This is a genomic window from Candidatus Tumulicola sp., assembly GCA_035601835.1.
Lineage (GTDB): Bacteria > Vulcanimicrobiota > Vulcanimicrobiia > Eremiobacterales > Eremiobacteraceae > DATNNM01.
The window spans coordinates 26,392-43,525 of record DATNNM010000010.1 but is presented as its reverse complement, the minus strand read 5'-3'; the positions used below and the strand labels follow the sequence as shown (position 1 = coordinate 43,525).

Below are 17,134 nucleotides of genomic sequence, written 5' to 3'. Positions count from 1 at the left end.
AGTGCCGGGGCTTTAGCCCCGGAGGTCGGGCACCGTCTTCCGAGCGAAACTCGGCCACGCTTGAAAAGACCTTTGCAAGTCGCTATCGACGGTCCGGTCGCATCCGGCAAAAGCACCGTCGCGGCTCGGCTCGCGCAGCGCTTGGGCTGCACCTTTCTCGACACCGGCGCGCTGTATCGCGCTGTCGCGCTGCTCGCGCTCGAGCGGGGCGTCAGCACCGACGACGAGGCGGCCGTAGTCGCGCTGCTCGAACGCGAACCGCCTCAAATCAGCGAGGGCGGTCCGTCAGGTGGAGCATATACCATTCGAGTCGCGGGCAAGGAAGTCGCGCAGGAGCTGTTCGCGCCGCCGGTGTCGCGCGCGGTTTCGTCGATCGCCGCGATGCGAGGGGTGCGCGAACGCCTCGTCCCCACGCAGCGGGGCTTCGCGGACGAGCGCGACGTCGTCATGGCCGGCCGCGACATCGGCACCGTCATCTTGCCGCACGCGACGGTGAAGTTCTTCCTGACCGCCACGCTTGACGCGCGCGTGGATCGGCGTCTGAGCGAGCTTCGCGAGCAGGGGATCCAGATGGATCGTGTGGCGCTGCGCGCCGAGATCGAGCGCCGCGATCAACGCGATCGCGCGCGCAAGACGTCGCCGCTCGTCAAAGCGCCGGACGCCGTCGAAGTCGATACGTCGAAGCTCTCGGTCGATCAGGTCGTCGAGCTGCTCGAGCGCGGCGTCAGAGCGGCGGCAGCAAAGTTGTGAGCCTCTACAACGTCATCAAAACGACCTTAAGGCCGACCACGCGCCTGCTCTTCGACGCCAAGGTCGAGGGCACCGAAAACGTGCCCCCCGAAGGCGGTCTTGTCGTCGCCGCCAACCATCGCTCGTATCTCGACCCGCCGCTGCTCGGCACGTGGTTTCCGCGCACGATCCACTACATGGCCAAGCAAGAGCTGTTCAAGATCCCGGTGCTCGGCTGGATCATCGATCACGTTCATGCGTTTCCGGTCGATCGAGAAAAAGCGGATTTAGCGTCCGTGCGCCGCGCGCTGAAGATACTCAACGCCGGCGGCGTGGTCGGCATTTTCCCCGAAGGCACGCGAAACCTCACAGGCGATGTCCAAGCCAAAGGCGGCGCCGTGCTGCTCGCGGCCACCGCAAAGGTGCCGCTAATTCCCGTCGCGCTCGTCAGAACCCAATTCGGGATGCGACGGTTTCGCGGCAGCCATGTGCGCGTGCGCATAGGCAAGCCCATGCTTCTCCAGGGAAGCCAAAGAAAAGCCACGAAAGCGGAAATCGAGCAGTGGACCGGCCAGGTCACCCAAGCGATCGATGCGCTGGCGGCCGAGTAAGGAGCTTCGTGGAGATACTCAAGGCGCGCACTCAGGGGTTCTGTTTCGGCGTCGAGCTGACGTACAAACGCGCGTTGGCCGAAACGGCGGAGCGCGAAGACGTGTACACCATGGGCAATATCGTCCACAATCCGCTCATCGTCAAAGAGCTGGAAGATCGCGGTCTCAAGAACACCGAATCCCTTGACGACATCGATGCCGGCACGCTCTTCGTGCGCGCGCACGGCCTGCCGCCGCAGACTCTGGAAAAGGCCGAAGCCAAGGGCCTGCGCGTCGTGGACGCGACCTGCCCGATGGTGACGCGCACCCAGAAACTCGCCAAGAAGCTGCAAGACGAAGGCCGTAGCGTCATCATCCTCGGTGATCCCAATCATCCCGAAGTGCGCGGCATCGCGGGTCACGTGCCTGGCGCGTTGATCCTCAACGAATGGCCGCAAGACGAAACGCCGATACGGCGGATGCGGCGCATCGCGATCGTGTCGCAGAGCACGCTCAACGAAGACAAGTTCAAAGAGTTGGTGGCGAAGATCGCCGCGATTAATTACGAGACGCGCATCTACAACACGATTTGCCCCGACACCCAGGGCCGTCAGCTCTCCGCGCGGCAGCTCGCCCGCGACGTCGATGTGATGGTCGTGGTCGGCGGTACGAAATCGGCCAACACGCGCCATCTCGCCGAGATCTCCGAAGTCGAAGGCGCCAAAGCGCATCTCGTCGAGAGCGTCGCCGATCTCAAGCGCGAGTGGTTCGACGGCTCGGAGCGCGTGGGTATCGCGACCGGCGCGTCGACGCCCGGCTTCCTCGCCGATGAGATCGAGCAGACCCTGCGCGACTGGTTCCCGGAACCGGCCTATTCAACGGCGGGGCCTGTAGTGCCGGGGCTTTAGCCCCGGAAAATGCTCGACGCCTTCGAAGCATACTTCGAAGCCTTTCTCCGGCGCCACGCCCGCGACAACCCTGTCTTTGCGCAGATCGCGTACCATTTCGGTTACCTCGACGCAGGCCGCGAAAAGCCGCGGCGCGGCAAGCGCCTGCGTCCGCGCATGGTGCTCGCCGCAGCCGCGGCGCACGGCGCACCGGCGCCGGCGACGTACGGCGCATGCACCGCCATCGAATTGCTGCACAACTACTCGCTGATCCACGATGACATCGAAGACAGCGACACGCTGCGCCACGGCCGCGAGACGATTTGGTCGCGTTACGGGCTCGCACACGGCATCAATGCGGGGGATGCGGTCGGTGCGCTTGCGCACCTCGCGCTCGAAAGCGTGGAAGAAGAAGCCGGCGTGAGCGCACAGGCGGCGCGCGATATGGGCCTGGATCTGGCAACTGCGAACGTGCAGATGTGCGAAGGTCAGGCACTCGACCTGGATGCCGAAGGCGCCGCGGCGCTGCACGTCGCCGCGTACCTCGAGATGATCGGCGGCAAGACGGCCGCGCTTTTCGCGTGCGCCGGGCGCCTCGGAGCGCGCTGCGCCGGCGCGAGCGAGGCCGCCGTGCAACAGGCTTCGAGCATCGGTCGTTCGTTTGGCCTTGGATTTCAGATCCAAGATGACGTGCTGGGCATCTGGGGAGCGACGGAGCATACCGGCAAGCCTGCCGGCAGCGACATCGCGCGCCAAAAGATGACCTATCCGATCGTGTGGGCGCTCGAAAATGATCCGAGTGGGGCGGGCGAGATCATCCGACGTGCATTCACGCGTTCCGAGGCGCAAGTCCCAGAAGCGCAAGCGCAAGAAGTTTCGGAACTTCGCATCGCGCTAGAACGCTGTGGAGCTCGGGTCGCGGCCGCGCGCGCAGCCGCGCAGCACTTCGACGACGCAGCAGATCGCGCAAGAGATCTGCCGCCGCTCGCCGATTTCGTGCAGCAGTGGCGGGAGCGCAGCGCGTAGCAGCAGGGCCGCCCCGTCCGCAGGGGAGAACGATGGCATCCAGTGTCAAAACGTAATCCCGCCCCCGCAACGCCGGCGGCTCAATCGCTAACAGCCCGGCCGGGTTCAACCTTGGCCGCACCCTCTGAGGGCAAGGGGAGCGCCGCTGGATCGCCGTTGGCCAAGAATGAGATCCTCGGTATCGCCGGTCTTTTGGCCGGCGCCTTCGTGCTGCGGCTGCTGTTTCTGCCGGCCGTCGGACACACGACCGACATCGGAACCTTCGAGGCCTGGACCAACGCCATCGGCATCTATGGCCTGCACGGTTTCTATAGCCACGCCGGATTCGTCGATTATCCGCCTGGCTACATGCTCATCTTATGGGGCGTCGCCGGCCTGCACCACGCGTTGGCAGGCTTGGCCGGACCCCATTTCGACTTGCTATTGTACCTGGTCAAGTTGCCCGCCGTCATCGCGGATCTCGGGCTGTGCTACTTGGTGTTCCTCATCGCGCGCCGCATGTGGAACACCTCGGCATCGCTCTTCGCGGCCGGCATCATCGCATTCAACCCCGCGATTTGGTTCGTATCCGCGGTGTGGGGGCAGGCGGACTCGGTCGCCGCCGTCTTCTTGGCATGGGCGATCTACCTCGCGCTCACCGACCGTTTTGAGTTCGCCTGGTTGGCGCTGGCGTTCGCCGTGCTGATCAAGCCCCACCCGATCGCGGTGGCGCCGCTGCTGCTGTTATGGCAGATCCGGCGCCAAGGGTTGCACTGGCGCCTGGCGCTCATCCCGATTATCGGACTCGGCGTTGCGTATCTCGGTTCGGCGCCCTTCGCGCCCAACGCGCATCCGCTCGACACCTTAGCGTGGCTATACGGCCAATACGGTCATGGACGCGATGTCTATCCGTTCAACTCGGTCAACGCGTTCAATCTCTATTCGATCGCGCACGATTTCTGGCAGCCTGACAACCAGCCGACCATGCTTGGCACCGTTCCTTGGCTGTCGTGGCTCCCGACGCTCTTCGGCGCCAAAGGCGGCCCGCAGTGGCTGTGGGGATTGATCATCTTCAACGGACTCATGCTCGCCATCATGTTCCGGCAGTGGCGCGGCACGCAGGATTCAAATGGCCCCGCTCCACAGCAGAGCGAGCGGGTGCTCCTATTCGCTTGCTTCTTGGCGATGCTCGGCTACTTCATGGTTCTCACGCGCATGCACGAGCGCTACTTGTTCTCGGCGATCGCGCTCGCGCCGCTGGTGTGGAACCTGGGGCCGATCACGCGCATTTCCACGGCCGTGCTGTCGGTGACGTTCCTCGTCAACCTGACCTACGCGCTCCAGTACCTGAAGACCCCGAGCCAGGATCTCAATCCGCTGCTCGTCCATCCGCTTTCGCTGCTGAACGTGCTGGTGTTGTTCGTGCTCGCGGCCACGTTCCTCGTCGAAGAGTTCGGCGCCGGGCTCAACGCATGGTTTGCACGCGGGGTGCGACTCGCCGGGCGGACCGCGCCGCAACTGGTCGAGGGGTTGGTGGCGCTCGCGCGCGCAGATCGCTTGATCGTGCTGGGCCTCACCGCAGGCACGTGTCTGTGGTTGTTCTACGGTCTGTCAAACCCGAACGAGCGCATTTTCGATGAGATATACTACGCGCGCTCCGCGCAAGAGTATCTCCAACACAAAGACGTGTTCGAGTGGACGCATCCACCGCTGCCGAAACTCGCGATGGCCGCTACCGCGTGGTTCTTCCAGATCTTCCTTCCGGCGTTCGGTGCGTGGCTCGTAAATCACAGCATGGCCTTTGGGGCCTTCTTCGTGAAGAATCGCGTCGGCGATCCGGTGAGTTCGCGCGTTGCCGTGGTGCTCGCGGGCACGCTGCTAGTCCCATTGCTGTACGCCTTTGCCAAGCGGCTCTTCAGCTCGACCGCCGCGGCGCTCGTCGCGGTGTTCCTGCTGCTCACGAGCGGTTTTTTCTACGTGCATTCGCGCATCGCGGTGCCCGAGATCTACGTCGCGTTGTTCTCGCTCGCGGCGTTGTATTGCGGCTATCGCTTTTGGACGTCGGTCCAGATCGTAAGGCGTGTCGACAAGATCACGTATCCGGCGTCCAACAACTTCATCGCCGCGCTCGTGCTGCTCGCCATCGTTTCGTTCGTGGCGCTGGAGACGAATTTCTATCAAACGGCATCCGGTCAGGCTGTTCCCCTGGGCATCTTCATCGCGTTCATGCTCGCCATGGGTGGAGTATGCGTATGGAGGGCGCTGCGCGAGCGCACCCAGCGCGAGACCGGCAAGAACGTCGTCTATCCCGACGGCACATGGGCGGACGGCACCAACGTGACGTTCCCAAGCGGCGAGAAGCGTTCGCTCAAAGGCGCCACCCTCAACGACGGCGAGCAACGGGTGACGTGGAATCCCGACGGGGCTGAGGCGGTCGAAGGCGGCGACAAGGTCACGTGGTGGGTCGAGGGCTCCATCTCCGGCTCGACCAAGACGGAACCGATCGCGGATCAGCAGCGCTGGGGCGTGTGGCTGGTGCTCACCGGACTCGCGCTGGGTTGCGCCGGCGCGAGCAAGTGGTACGGCGCGTTCGATCTCTTCGCCATCTGGTGCATCGGCGGATTCGTCATCGCGCAGCAATTCTTCGCGGCGAACCCCGCGAAATCGGCGGGCAAGAGCGATGCGAGCAGTGCGCCGCGCCGCTTCGTTTGGGGCAATCCGATCGGCTGGCGCTTGCCGCTGTTCCTGGGCGCGACGCTCGCGCTCGCCTTTGGCGTGTATGTCCTGACCTACATCCCGTACTTCAGCTTGGGCAAGACCTTCCAAGACCTGCTGATCTTGCAACACTCGATGTACGTGTACCACCACGACACGGTCGCCACCGCCACGCACCCGTACAGCTCGAAGTGGTGGACCTGGCCGTTCGACTTGCGCCCAGTCTCCTATTACTATAAGACGTTCACCGGTCCGAAAGACCCGGTGCAGATCGTGGCCGAGATCTTGGCGCTGCCCAACCCAGCGGTCTGGATTGCCGGCGTGATCACGGTTCCTCTCGCGGGGCTGCTGGCGTGGCGGGCAAGGCACAAAGGCATGCTCCTCGTGGTCTTCGCATACTTCGTGCACTGGCTGCCGTGGATGGGTTCGCCGCGCATCGATTTCCAATACAATGTCTTTAACAACTTGGCGATCATCTGTCTGTGCACGACCTACGTCTTGCAGCGTTTCTGGATCTGGGCGGATGCAGTCTCACAAGAGGACCGCACCTGGCGCTTGACGGCGCAGCTCGCGGTCGGCGGCTACCTCGTGGCGTGCCTGTGGATGTTCATGTACTTCTATCCGCTGCTGTCGGGCGGGCATATCACCCAAGCGCAATGGCAGTCGCGCATGTGGCTGTCCGGCGGCGCGCCCGGCTGGTGGGGCTGGATCTGACGTGTCGCTTTCGGTGTTCTTCCCGGCGTTCAACGAGGAAGGCATTATCGAGCAGACCGTGCGCAAGGCGATCGCGGCGGTGGCTCCGCTCGAGAGCGACTTTGAGGTCATCGTAGTCGACGACGGCAGCAAGGATGCGACGGCTCAGATCGTCGAGCGCCTGGCCGCTGAAGATCGGCGCGTGCGCCTCATCCAGCACGGCGTCAACAAGGGTTATGGCGCGGCGCTGCGCAGCGGTTTTGCCGGCGCGCGCAAAGAGGTGATCTTTTTCTCCGACGCGGACGGACAATTCGATCTGCAAGAATTGCCCCAAACGCTTGCGCTGCTTTCAAGTGCGCCGGTGGTGGCCGGCTACCGCATCAAGCGCAGCGATCCGCCGCATCGCCTGTTCATCGCCAGGACGTATCGGCTTATCATTCGGCTCGTGTTCGGTTTGCGCGTCCGGGACATCGACTGCGCTTGGAAGATGTTCCGGCGAGAGGCGCTGGACGGCATCGAGCTGGAATCCAACGGCGCGTTCATCAGCTCCGAACTGCTCATAAAATTACGCCGGCGCAACGTGTCGATGGTCGAGATCGGCGTGCACCACTACCCGCGCACCACCGGACAGTCCAAGGGCGCGACCGTCGGCGTGATCATGCGCACCATCCGCGACATCTTGCGCCTGCGCTTCGGTTTGCCGCTGAACCCGGCGCCCAAGCCCGACGGCGCGAAAGCATGAGGATCTTCTAGGCGTCATGTCCGGACATTCCAAGTGGCACAACATCCGGCTGAAGAAGGGCAAGGTGGACGCGCAGCGCGGCCAGCTCTTCACGAAGCTCAGCAAGGAGATCATCGTGGCGGCGCGCGCCGGTTCGCCCGATCCTGAGGCCAACTTCCGCTTGAAGATGGCGGTCGCTAAAGCGCGCGACAACAACATGCCGATGGACAACATCAAGCGAGCCATCGCGCGGGCGAGCGGCGAGGGCAAAAGCGAGAGTTTCGAAGAGGTCCGCTACGAGGGCTATGGCCCGCGTGGCGTAGCGGTGATCGTCGAGGCGGTCACCGACAACCGCAACCGCACCGCCTCCGAGATGCGCTACGCGTTTTCGCGCAACGGCGGCAACCTCGGCGAAACAGGCTCGGTCGGATGGCTCTTCGAGCAGCGCGGCGTAATCCGCATCCCCCGCGCAGGCATCACCGAGGATCAGTTGCTCGAATGCGCGGTGGCGGACGGGGTGCTCGACGTCAAGCTCGAGGATCAGAGCGCGGAGATCGTGACCGAACCGCCCGCGCTAAGCGACGTGCGCGCGATGATCGAGCGGACCTTGCTCGGGCCGCGGCATCTCGCGGTCGAATCAGCCGGGCTCGAACTGGTCGCGAAGACGCAAGCGGACGTCACGCGCGAAGACGCCCCGGCCGTATTGAAATTCCTGGACGCGCTGGAGGAGCATGACGACGTGACGCACGTGTACTCCAACGCCGATATCCCCGATGCCGTGCTCGAAGCGCTGGCGTGAGCGATTCTGACAAACCGCGACGCCAGAAGCGCGTCGAGGCCTTCGCGCTGCCGCCGCGCCGCGAGAGCCGGCTGGGCCTCTACGCTCTTCCCGCGGCGGTCGTGCTGCTCATCGTGGTCGTCGTGTGGGTCGTCTGGGCGGCATTTCATTGGCTCGAACCCTCCGGCAACCCGGTCGAAGTGCCCAAGTTCGTCGGCTTGCAATTCGACGAGGCGGGGTCGGTCGCCGAGCGGGCCCACGTCAGCTTGCGCGTCGTGGCGCACCATAACGATGACAAAGCCCTCAAGGGTGCGGTCCTCGGCCAGTTCCCCGCCGCGGGCGTGCGCGTGCGCGAGGGCCGCGCGATCGACGTGATCGTTTCCGACGGACCGACGACGATCGCCACGCCGAACCTCAGCAACTTATCCCTGCGCGACGCGCGCGTCGAGTTGGCGAACGCGCGCCTGCAGCTCGGCACGGCTACGCAAGAGCACAGCACGAGCGTGATCGCCGGCACGGTGACGTCGCAGCGGCCCGACCCGTTCACGGTGGTTCCCATCGGCACGAAGGTGGACGTGACGATCGCGACGGGGCGAGAGGGATCGTACGTGCCGAACTTCGTGGGTCTGTCGTTGACCTTCGTGAAATCCATTGCGCACGAGTACCATCTCACCATCGATCCACCGACCTACTTGCCGATCACGCCAGGCGCGAGGCCCAAGGATACCATCGTGGCGCAGCAGCCGCTGCCCGGACAGCCGCTCATCCCCGGAGAGCGCATCGCGTTGCAGGTGAGCAAGGGCCCGCCGGCCACGCCGACGCCGAGGCCCACGGAAACGCCGTCGCCGGAGCCGACCGCGATTCCAGAACAAACGCCGACGCCGACGCCCACCCCAAGCCCCTCGCCGACCAGCGCGCTGCCCTCACCGAACGAGGCGCGAACCCTGCGCATCGCCGTTCAGCTGCCGGGTTCGGCCAAATCGAAGCGCGTGAAAGTGGTGTTGCAAGACGCATCGGGCTCGCGCGACCTGTACGATCAGATGACGACGGGCGGGTTCACGTTGTCGTTCGACGTCACCGTCACCGGCGCAGGCACGGTCGAGACCTACGTGAACGGCGAACTGGTGAACTCCACCCCGATTTGATCCACAGCGCAAATGTAGTGCCGGGGCTTTAGCCCCGGATGAATGTAGCGACCCGAACGAAGTTCGGGTGTACCGTCCCGAGCGCTAGCTCGGGCGTCTTGAGGAAACGCGCAATCGCGCCGAGAACCCTCCCTCATGACCACCGCTCGCGACGGGCAGCCTGATCGGCGCCTAAAAGTCGCACCGTCGCTGCTGTCCGCAGACTTCGCGAACATTCGCGAGCAGATCGCGCTGGTTGAACGCGGCGGAGCCGACTATCTCCATCTCGACGTGATGGATGGCCGCTTCGTCCCCAACATCACATGGGGCCCGAAGATCATCAAAGATCTGCGCAAACTCACCCGCCTGACCTTCGACGCCCATCTGATGATCGTCGAACCCGAACGCTACGTCGACGATTTCCGGGCCGCCGGCGCAGACATCATCACGGTCCACTGGGAAGCCACGGTGCACGCAAACCGCTTGATGCATCACATCAAAGAGTCCGGCGCACGTGCCGGGCTGTCGATCAATCCGGCGACGCCGCTCAACGTCCTCGAAGAGATTTTGCCCTACGTCGACCTGCTGCTCATCATGAGCGTCAACCCGGGCTTCGGCGGCCAGAGCTACATCGAATCTTCGACGGCGAAGATCGCTGCGGCGCGCAGCATGATCGACAAGCGCGGCCTCTCAGTCGAATTGGAAGTCGACGGCGGCATCACGCTCAACAACGTGGCGGCCGTCGCCAAAGCCGGCGCCGATACGGTCGTCATGGGGGCGGGCATTTTCGGCACGCCGGCGCCCGACCAGACGATCGGCCGGGTGCGCGAGGCATGCGCGCGCTAAAGCGCGAGGCTCTAACCGAAGACGACCTCGTGGCGGCGATCGCCGGCGCGTTGGGCGAGTCTCCGCGATCGCTGCGCGTGGGGATCGGCGACGACGCCGCGGTGTGGAAGACAAAGGCAAGCCATCTTTCGCTCGTCACGACCGACATGTTGGTGGACGGCGTGCACTTCCGACTACACGAGACTTCACCGCAGGCGCTCGGTCACAAAGCGTTAGCCGAGAATCTTTCGGACATCGCCGCGATGGGCGGCCGGCCCTGCGTCGCGGTGATCGCTCTCGGCATCACGGCCGATGTCGATGAGGCATGGGCGCGCGAATTCTACACGGGCATGGCGGGGCTGGGCAGACGAACCGGATGCGCCATCGCGGGCGGCGATATCGTGCGCGCGCCGGTGCTGACGATCGCCCCGACGATCGTCGGAGAAGTGCGGCGCAGCAATCTGCGCACCCGGGCGGGCGCACGCGCCGGCGACGTCATCGTTGTCACGGGGCCGTTAGGGCTGGCTGCAGCGGCGCTGCGCGTATCGGATGCGCGAAAAACCGACACGCTGCGGGCGGAGAGCCGCGCGCTCTTGATGCGCGCTTACTTCACGCCGGAGCCGCGCTTGCGCGAGGGACGTTTCTTGGGATCGCGCCGCGCGGTGCACGCGATGATGGACATCTCCGACGGCTTGTCGACCGACGTCGCGAGAATGGCGCGCGCATCGGCGCTCGATGCGCATGTCGATGCCGCGTCGCTGTCGGTGCATCCTGCGGTCGCGGAGGCGGCACGCGCCGCAGGCGTTGACGCGCGTTCGCTCACGCTCGACGGCGGCGATGACTACGAATTGCTGGTCGCGGTGGAAACGCGCGCATATCCGCACGTCGCGCGCTCGTTCGAAGCGAAGTTCGGCCGGCCGCTTTGCGCGGTTGGACGATTCGAGAGCGGCGCCGGAAACGTGTGGCTGCTGGACGGCGATCGTCGCGAGCCGCTACCGCGCGGCGGCTACGATCACTTTAAAAAACTCTAGATCCAAAAATTACGCGGCGCGGGTGACTCTGTTCGATTTCAAGCAGGTCGTGCAGACCTTCATGGTCTTCACCGATCCCGCTTGCTTCACGCGCACGGATTGCAGGTTCGGCAGCCAGCGACGGCGCGTTTTGCGCATCGAGTGGCTCACGTTGTTGCCCGCCGCCGGCCCTTTGCCGCAAATATCGCATCGCTTGGCCATGAGGGGTTCCTCTCCGAGTAACAAGAATGACCGCGCTATCGTACCATAACGCCGTTATGGGGTCAACAAACTGGTGGAGATAACCCGCTGCGACGGAAAGACGTTCGCCGATTTTGTGGTTGCCGGCACGTATTTTCTGCGCAAGTACCGGTCCGTGATCAACGATCTCAATGTCTTCCCTGTGCCCGACGGCGACACGGGCACCAACATGTTCTTCACGGTGCGCGCGGCGATGGTCGAAGCGCGAAAGGTGCGCACGAAGCCCCTCTCTGAAGTCGCCGCGGCCGCCGCGCAGGGCTCGCTCATGGGCGCGCGCGGCAATTCCGGCGTCATCATCTCCCAGATGTTCCGCGGCTTCGCCTACGAAGTGCGCCACCGCGACGCGATCAACACGCGCGAACTCGCGACCGCGATGAATGAAGCCGTGCAAGCCGCGCGCAAAGCGCTGCTCAAGCCGGTGGAAGGCACGATCCTCTCCGTTGCCGGCGCAGCCGCGAACGCCGCCTTCAAGAACGCGGTCGGCGATCCCGATTTTTTCTCACTCCTGCATGCCGTGGTCGGTGCCGCCAACGAGGCGCTGGAAAGAACGCCCGATCAACTTGCCGTGCTCAAAGAAGCAAACGTGGTGGACGCCGGCGGCCAAGGCTTCGTGTATTTCATGGAAGGCGTGATCCGCATGCTGCCGGGTCGCGCTCCCTACACGACCGCGTTTCCGCGCCGCCCCGTGCGCCGCACGACGTTCACCACGAAGCAGAAGGTCGAGACGCATCGCTTCTGCACCGAATTCGTGCTCGCCAAAGCCACGACCGACGCCGACGCCATGCGCACGATGCTCGTGCCCCACGGCGATTCTCTCATCGTCGCCGGCGGCGACGGCACCATCCGCGTGCATATCCACACCGATTACCCCGATAAGGTCGCGGATATGGCTCGCGAGTTCGGGGACGTGCAGCGCTACAAAGTTGACAACATGGAAGAGCAGCACAATGTGCTCGTAGTGGACCGCGAGTCAAAGCCGCGCGGCATCGTGGCGGTGGCGCCGGGCGAGGGCTTCGCTAAGATCTTCAAGGAGCTTGGCGCAGACGTGGTCGTGGTGGGCGGCGCCACGATGAATCCTTCCGTCAAAGACCTGCTCGTGGCGGTCAACAAGGTGCTCGCGCCGGTCGTCTATCTGCTGCCTAACGACAAGAACATCATCCTTGCCGCAAAAGAGATCGACGCGCTCACCGAACGCCGCGTTGTCGTCGTGCCGACAAAAACGGTCGCCGACGGCATCGCCGCGATGTTCGGTCTCGTCAATCACCCCGATGACGCCACGGTTACGTCAGAGGCGCTGCTCGCCGAGTCATCGGTCGTGGCAAGCGGTTCGATTTTCTCCGCCGGCCGCGAAGCTGCGATCGGCGGCGTGGCGGTCAAGCGGGGTCAGCTGGTCGGCGCCATCGAAGCGCGCGACGGCACCTCGGAGCGGCTTGTTGAGGGGCGCAACGCCGCAGGCATAGCAGTCGCGCTGGTGCGCGATGCCGGTGCGTCGGATGCGTCATTGATCTCGCTGTACTACGGCATCGCACGCAAACACAAAGATGCGGAGGGCGTCGTCGCAGCGCTGCGCGAATCGTACCCGGATGCGACTGTCGAGGCCTACTATGGCGGCCAAACCTCATCGGATTATGTGATCGCCGTTGAACGATAAAGACGTCATCATCGCCATCGACGCGCTCGGCGGCGATCGCGCTCCGGAAGAAATAGTCGCCGGCGCCTGCGCGGCTGCCAAATCGTTCGGCTGCCGCATCTTGCTCGTCGGCGACGAAGCGCGCGTGAAGCCGCTGCTGCAGCGCGAGGGCAATCCGCTCAACGTTTCGACCGTCCACGCGCCGGGCGTGGTCGCCATGGACGAAGCGCCGACCGCGGCGGTGCGCCGCGGCGCAGAAACGTCGATGGGGAAGACGGTCGACCTCGTACGCGAGGGCCTCGCGCACGCAGCGTACTCCGCGGGCAACAGCGGCGCGTTTTTGGCCACGGCGCAGATACGTTTGCGCACGCTGCCTGGCATCGCGCGGCCCGGCTTCGCGACCGCTTGGCCCGCCATCCGCGGTCCGATGCTGCTCGTCGACGCAGGCGCCAACGTGGACTGCAAGCCCGAATGGCTCGTGCAATTCGCGCTGATGGGCACGGCGTACTCGCGCGCGGTATTGGGCGTTGCGGATCCCAAGGTCGGCTTGTTGTCCGTGGGAGAAGAAGAGACCAAGGGCAACGCCCTGACGTTCGAGGCGTTTCCGCTGTTGGCCGCCGCGCCGATCAACTTCATCGGCAACGTCGAGGGCCGCGATCTCTTGCTCGGCGAGGCCGATGTCGTCGTGTGCGACGGCTTCGTGGGCAACGTCGCGCTGAAGACCGCGGAAGGGACCAGCGAGTACATTTTCACCTTGCTGCGGGAGGCGATCCAGAAATCGACGCGCGCCAAGATCGGTGCCGCGTTGCTGCGCCCGCAGTTCCGCGCGGTGCGCAAGCGCATGGACCACCGCGAGCACGGCGGCGCGCCGGTGCTCGGCGTGCGCGGCATTTGCATCGTCGGGCACGGACGCGCCGATGCCCACACCGTGCACAGCGCGGTGCGCATGGCCCTGCGCGCCGTGCGGCAGGATCTTGTCGGGTCTATCGCGCGCATGCTCGAACCCCCGGCATCCGCGCAAGCCTCTTCGTGAGCTCGAAGATCGCCATCGTCACCGACTCGACCGCCGACCTCGGCGCGCTCGCCGGTGACGATATCGCCGTCGTTCCGCTTTCCGTCACCTTCGGATCCGAGCAGTTCCAAGACGGCGTCGACCTGACACCCGACCAATTCTATTCGAAGCTAAGCAAGAACCCGAATCATCCCATCACCGCTCAACCGCCGCCGGGGCTCTTCGCGCAAACCTACGAACGCCTGCTCGCTGCCGGCGCCGAGCACGTGCTCTCGCTTCATCTCTCATCTGCGCTCTCGGGCACGTACAACTCGGCAGTCATCGCCGCCACGCAGGTCGATCCCGCGCGCATCACGGTCGTGGACACGCGCTGGGTCGCGTCAGGCCTCGGGCTGCTCGTGCTCAACGCGCGAGACCGGGCGTCGCGCGGCGAGTCGCTCGAACAGATCTTGGCGGCGGTGCACAGCGACATCGAGAACCTTCATTTATATGCAGCCATCCCGACGCTGACGTTTCTGGCGCGCGGCGGGCGCATCGGTCAGATGCAAGGCCTGCTCGGCAACGTGCTCAAAATCGTCCCCATCATCACGCTGGCAAACGGGCTAGTCGCCGAGCACTCGAAGGTGCGCACGTTTGCGCGCGCGGTCGACAAAGTGGTGGATCTCACGGTGGCCGCTGCGCCCAAGAAAGGGAGCGCGCGCTGCGCGATCATGCACACCGTTGCGCCTGAGTTGGCGGAGTCGGTCGCACAGCGCGTGCGCGAGCGGGTCGATCCGGTGTTCCTCATCATCTGCAACGCAGGCCCCACGGTGGGAACGCACGCCGGCCCCGGCGCCGTGGGCGTTTTCTTCACCCCGTAATGTAAAAACGAAAACGAACGTAGCCACGGACCTTTAGGTCCGTGCATCGAACCATTACCGTACATGCCACATTGGGATACCAGCGACAAAGGCGCAGGGTGCTACGTGCACCTGCCGTTTTGCGATCGCATTTGTCCATACTGCGACTTCGCAGTCGTCGAGTTCAAAGCCGAACGGGTGCTGCGATATCTGAACGCGCTGCATGCCGAACTCGAGCGAGCGGACATTCCGCCCGGCGGGGTTCAGACGATCTACTTGGGCGGCGGTACGCCGTCCGCGCTGTCGGCGGAGCAGATCAACACGCTCCTGGCAGCGCTGTTCCAACGCTTTGGTCTCGCGCCGGGCAGCATCGAATGCACCCTAGAAGCGAATCCATCGAGAAATAGCGTCGATCTGTCAGCCTACCGCGAGGCCGGAATCACGCGGCTGTCGGTGGGCGTGCAATCCTTTGAAGACCAGGAGTTGCACCGGCTCGGGCGGACCCATAGCGCCGCCGAGGCCGAACGCTATATAAAAGAAGCGCGACGAGCCGGACATGACAACATCGGCCTCGATCTCATCGCCGGTGTGCCTGGTCAAAGCGCCGACAATTTTCGTCGCACCCTGCGAAGAGCGCTGAGCTGCGAACCCGGCCACGTATCGGTCTATGCACTGACCATCGAGCAAGGCACGCCCTATGCGACCTGGTTTCAAAAAGATTCCAAAGCCTTTCCCGACGACGATGCGATGGCCGAACAACTCGAAAACGCACACGACCTGTTGACCGCCGCCGGGCTAGAGCACTACGAGCTCTCGAATTTCGCCAAGCCGGGTTTCGAGTGCGCGCACAATATCGGTTACTGGCGGCAAAGAGACTGCCTTGCGCTCGGTATGTCCGCTTGCGGATACCGCGACGGCGCGCGCACGCGCAACGCCCGCTCCTACGAGGCGTACTGCGCGGCGATCGAGGCAGGTCAAAGCGCGACAGAGGACACGGAAACCCTGGCTTGGCCAGAACGCGTCGGCGAGGCGGCCATGTTGGCCTTGCGCACCGCCGAAGGCATCGTGGACCAGGACTTCCGGGACCGCTTCGGAGTGGATCCGCCACTGATATTTGCCGCGGCGCGAAAAAAATGCTGTGAAGCAGGCTTGCTCGAAGTGGACGGTTCGGGGGCTAGGCTTACGCCACGCGGTCGGTTGCTGGCCAACAGCGTGTGCACGGAATTCTTACATCCTTTCTTCCCGGCCCCTGCCGGACTTTGAGCAAAACGGTCTTACGCATCATCTTTGCGCTGCTCTTCGGCCTCCTCGGCGTCGCCGCGGGTGTTGAAGCTTCTTTGCACGCGCCGCTCCTCGCCGAGGAAACGGGCGTCATGGCGCGCGTGCGCGACATCGGCCTGCCGTTGCTGGGCTTCGCAGTCGGCGTGCTCATCTCGCCGATGCTCTACAGGCTCTTCGACCGCACGCAATCGCAGTTCGAAGAGAAGATCGCGGGCCTCTCGGCCAACGAAGCGCTCTCGGGCGCGGTCGGCCTCATCACCGGGCTCGTGGTCGCCTTCTTGATCCGCGACATTTTCTTACCGGTGCGCCAACTGCCCCGCTATGGCCCGATCGTCTCCATCGTCATCTACTCGCTGATCACGCTGTTCTTCGGATACACGGGACTGCGCGTCGGCCTTCGCCAGCGCCTCGTCACTTTAGCCAAGGGCGGAGGCGGAGAAGCACCGCCGAAACTGCTGGACACGTCAGTCATCGTCGACGGGCGCATCCTGGAGATCGTCGAGGCCGGATTCGTAGAAGGCAGGCTGCTCGTGCCCAAGTTCGTTTTGAAGGAACTGCAGACGATCGCGGATTCGGCGGACGCCATGCGCAGAGCGCGCGGCCGGCGCGGCCTCGAGATCCTCAATCGGCTGCGTGACATCTCCGGGCGCCTTGAGATCCTCGAGAAAGATTCTCCCGAACGCGACGTCGACAGCAAGCTCGTCAGCCTCGCGCAGCAGATGGGCGCGCCGATCCTGACCAATGACTATAATCTCAATCGCGTGGCGAAATTGCAGGGGGTCCAGATTCTCAACGTCAACGAATTGGCGAACGCGGTGAAGCCGGTGGTGCTGCCTGGTGAGGAGATGTCGGTAAATATCGTCAAGGACGGCAAGGAACAAAGCCAGGGCGTGGGCTATCTCGACGACGGTACGATGATCGTGGTCGAAAACGGCCGGCGCCTCATCGGCGAAACCGTCGGCGTGCATGTCACGTCGGTGCTGCAGACCGCGGCCGGGCGCATGATCTTCGCGCGCCTGAAGAAGACGTAAGGG

General features: G+C 64.3%; 16 protein-coding genes. 15 read left to right on the top strand and 1 reads right to left on the bottom strand.

From position 1 onward, the window contains the following. The first annotated feature begins 60 nt into the window (after nucleotides 1–60). From cmk to thiL, 10 genes are all read left to right on the top strand, one after another. Nucleotides 61–750, top strand: coding sequence for a (d)CMP kinase (gene cmk / locus VN934_04340; GenBank protein HXM18018.1), 690 nt, complete (start codon nucleotides 61–63; stop codon nucleotides 748–750). After that, complete coding sequence (locus VN934_04335; GenBank protein ID HXM18017.1) at nucleotides 747–1,340, top strand: lysophospholipid acyltransferase family protein; 594 nt, start codon at nucleotides 747–749, stop codon at nucleotides 1,338–1,340. Before cmk ends, VN934_04335 begins: the two co-directional genes overlap by 4 nt. Nucleotides 1,341–1,348: 8 nt before the next feature. After that, nucleotides 1,349–2,227, top strand: coding sequence for a 4-hydroxy-3-methylbut-2-enyl diphosphate reductase (gene ispH, locus VN934_04330; GenBank protein HXM18016.1), 879 nt, complete (start codon nucleotides 1,349–1,351; stop codon nucleotides 2,225–2,227). A gap of 9 nt (nucleotides 2,228–2,236) precedes the next feature. Then, nucleotides 2,237–3,232, top strand: a complete 996-nt coding sequence (locus VN934_04325; GenBank protein ID HXM18015.1) for a polyprenyl synthetase family protein — start codon at nucleotides 2,237–2,239, stop codon at nucleotides 3,230–3,232. Between the two features lie 156 nt (nucleotides 3,233–3,388). Next, a complete protein-coding gene (locus VN934_04320; GenBank protein HXM18014.1) occupies nucleotides 3,389–6,640 on the top strand; it encodes a phospholipid carrier-dependent glycosyltransferase in 3,252 nt (1,083 codons plus the stop codon). A gap of 1 nt (nucleotide 6,641) precedes the next feature. After that, nucleotides 6,642–7,361, top strand: coding sequence for a glycosyltransferase family 2 protein (locus VN934_04315; GenBank protein HXM18013.1), 720 nt, complete (start codon nucleotides 6,642–6,644; stop codon nucleotides 7,359–7,361). A gap of 16 nt (nucleotides 7,362–7,377) precedes the next feature. Continuing rightward, nucleotides 7,378–8,139 (top strand): YebC/PmpR family DNA-binding transcriptional regulator, encoded by a 762-nt coding sequence (locus tag VN934_04310; GenBank protein ID HXM18012.1) that lies wholly within the window; start codon nucleotides 7,378–7,380, stop codon nucleotides 8,137–8,139. After that, nucleotides 8,136–9,263, top strand: coding sequence for a PASTA domain-containing protein (locus tag VN934_04305; GenBank protein HXM18011.1), 1,128 nt, complete (start codon nucleotides 8,136–8,138; stop codon nucleotides 9,261–9,263). Before VN934_04310 ends, VN934_04305 begins: the two co-directional genes overlap by 4 nt. A 135-nt stretch (nucleotides 9,264–9,398) precedes the next feature. Then, a complete protein-coding gene (gene rpe, locus VN934_04300; GenBank protein HXM18010.1) occupies nucleotides 9,399–10,088 on the top strand; it encodes a ribulose-phosphate 3-epimerase in 690 nt (229 codons plus the stop codon). Next, nucleotides 10,076–11,098, top strand: a complete 1,023-nt coding sequence (gene thiL / locus VN934_04295) for a thiamine-phosphate kinase (GenBank protein ID HXM18009.1) — start codon at nucleotides 10,076–10,078, stop codon at nucleotides 11,096–11,098. Before rpe ends, thiL begins: the two co-directional genes overlap by 13 nt. A gap of 9 nt (nucleotides 11,099–11,107) precedes the next feature. Here thiL and rpmB read toward each other — a convergent pair whose 3' ends face one another. Next, complete coding sequence (gene rpmB / locus VN934_04290; protein ID HXM18008.1) at nucleotides 11,108–11,299, bottom strand: 50S ribosomal protein L28; 192 nt, start codon at nucleotides 11,297–11,299, stop codon at nucleotides 11,108–11,110. A 73-nt stretch (nucleotides 11,300–11,372) separates the two neighbouring features. Between rpmB and VN934_04285 the strand changes: the two genes are divergently transcribed. The 5 genes from VN934_04285 (at nucleotide 11,373) to VN934_04265 (ending at nucleotide 17,131) form a co-directional block, all read left to right on the top strand. Then, entirely contained in the window at nucleotides 11,373–12,989 is a 1,617-nt protein-coding gene (locus VN934_04285; protein ID HXM18007.1) for a DAK2 domain-containing protein, read from the top strand. Next, the gene (plsX, locus tag VN934_04280; GenBank protein ID HXM18006.1) at nucleotides 12,979–14,001 is read left to right on the top strand and encodes a phosphate acyltransferase PlsX; all 1,023 of its coding nucleotides are present in this window, start codon (nucleotides 12,979–12,981) and stop codon (nucleotides 13,999–14,001) included. Before VN934_04285 ends, plsX begins: the two co-directional genes overlap by 11 nt. After that, nucleotides 13,998–14,840, top strand: a complete 843-nt coding sequence (locus tag VN934_04275; protein HXM18005.1) for a DegV family protein — start codon at nucleotides 13,998–14,000, stop codon at nucleotides 14,838–14,840. The genes plsX and VN934_04275 overlap by 4 nt, the downstream gene beginning before the upstream one ends. 63 nt (nucleotides 14,841–14,903) lie before the next feature. After that, nucleotides 14,904–16,082, top strand: a complete 1,179-nt coding sequence (gene hemW, locus VN934_04270; GenBank protein ID HXM18004.1) for a radical SAM family heme chaperone HemW — start codon at nucleotides 14,904–14,906, stop codon at nucleotides 16,080–16,082. Continuing rightward, nucleotides 16,079–17,131, top strand: a complete 1,053-nt coding sequence (locus tag VN934_04265) for a PIN domain-containing protein (protein HXM18003.1) — start codon at nucleotides 16,079–16,081, stop codon at nucleotides 17,129–17,131. The genes hemW and VN934_04265 overlap by 4 nt, the downstream gene beginning before the upstream one ends. The last annotated feature ends 3 nt before the right edge of the window (nucleotides 17,132–17,134 follow it).

What these genes read in the sequence shown, in the direction of transcription:
- VN934_04325 (HXM18015.1), top strand. Translation starts at nt 2,237, where the DNA reads ATGCTCGACGCCTTCGAAGCATACTTCGAAGCCTTTCTCCGGCGCCAC.
- VN934_04310 (HXM18012.1), top strand. Translation starts at nt 7,378, where the DNA reads ATGTCCGGACATTCCAAGTGGCACAACATCCGGCTGAAGAAGGGCAAG.
- rpe (HXM18010.1), top strand. Translation starts at nt 9,399, where the DNA reads ATGACCACCGCTCGCGACGGGCAGCCTGATCGGCGCCTAAAAGTCGCA.
- thiL (HXM18009.1), top strand. Translation starts at nt 10,076, where the DNA reads ATGCGCGCGCTAAAGCGCGAGGCTCTAACCGAAGACGACCTCGTGGCG.
- rpmB (HXM18008.1), bottom strand. Translation starts at nt 11,299, where the DNA reads ATGGCCAAGCGATGCGATATTTGCGGCAAAGGGCCGGCGGCGGGCAAC.
- hemW (HXM18004.1), top strand. Translation starts at nt 14,904, where the DNA reads ATGCCACATTGGGATACCAGCGACAAAGGCGCAGGGTGCTACGTGCAC.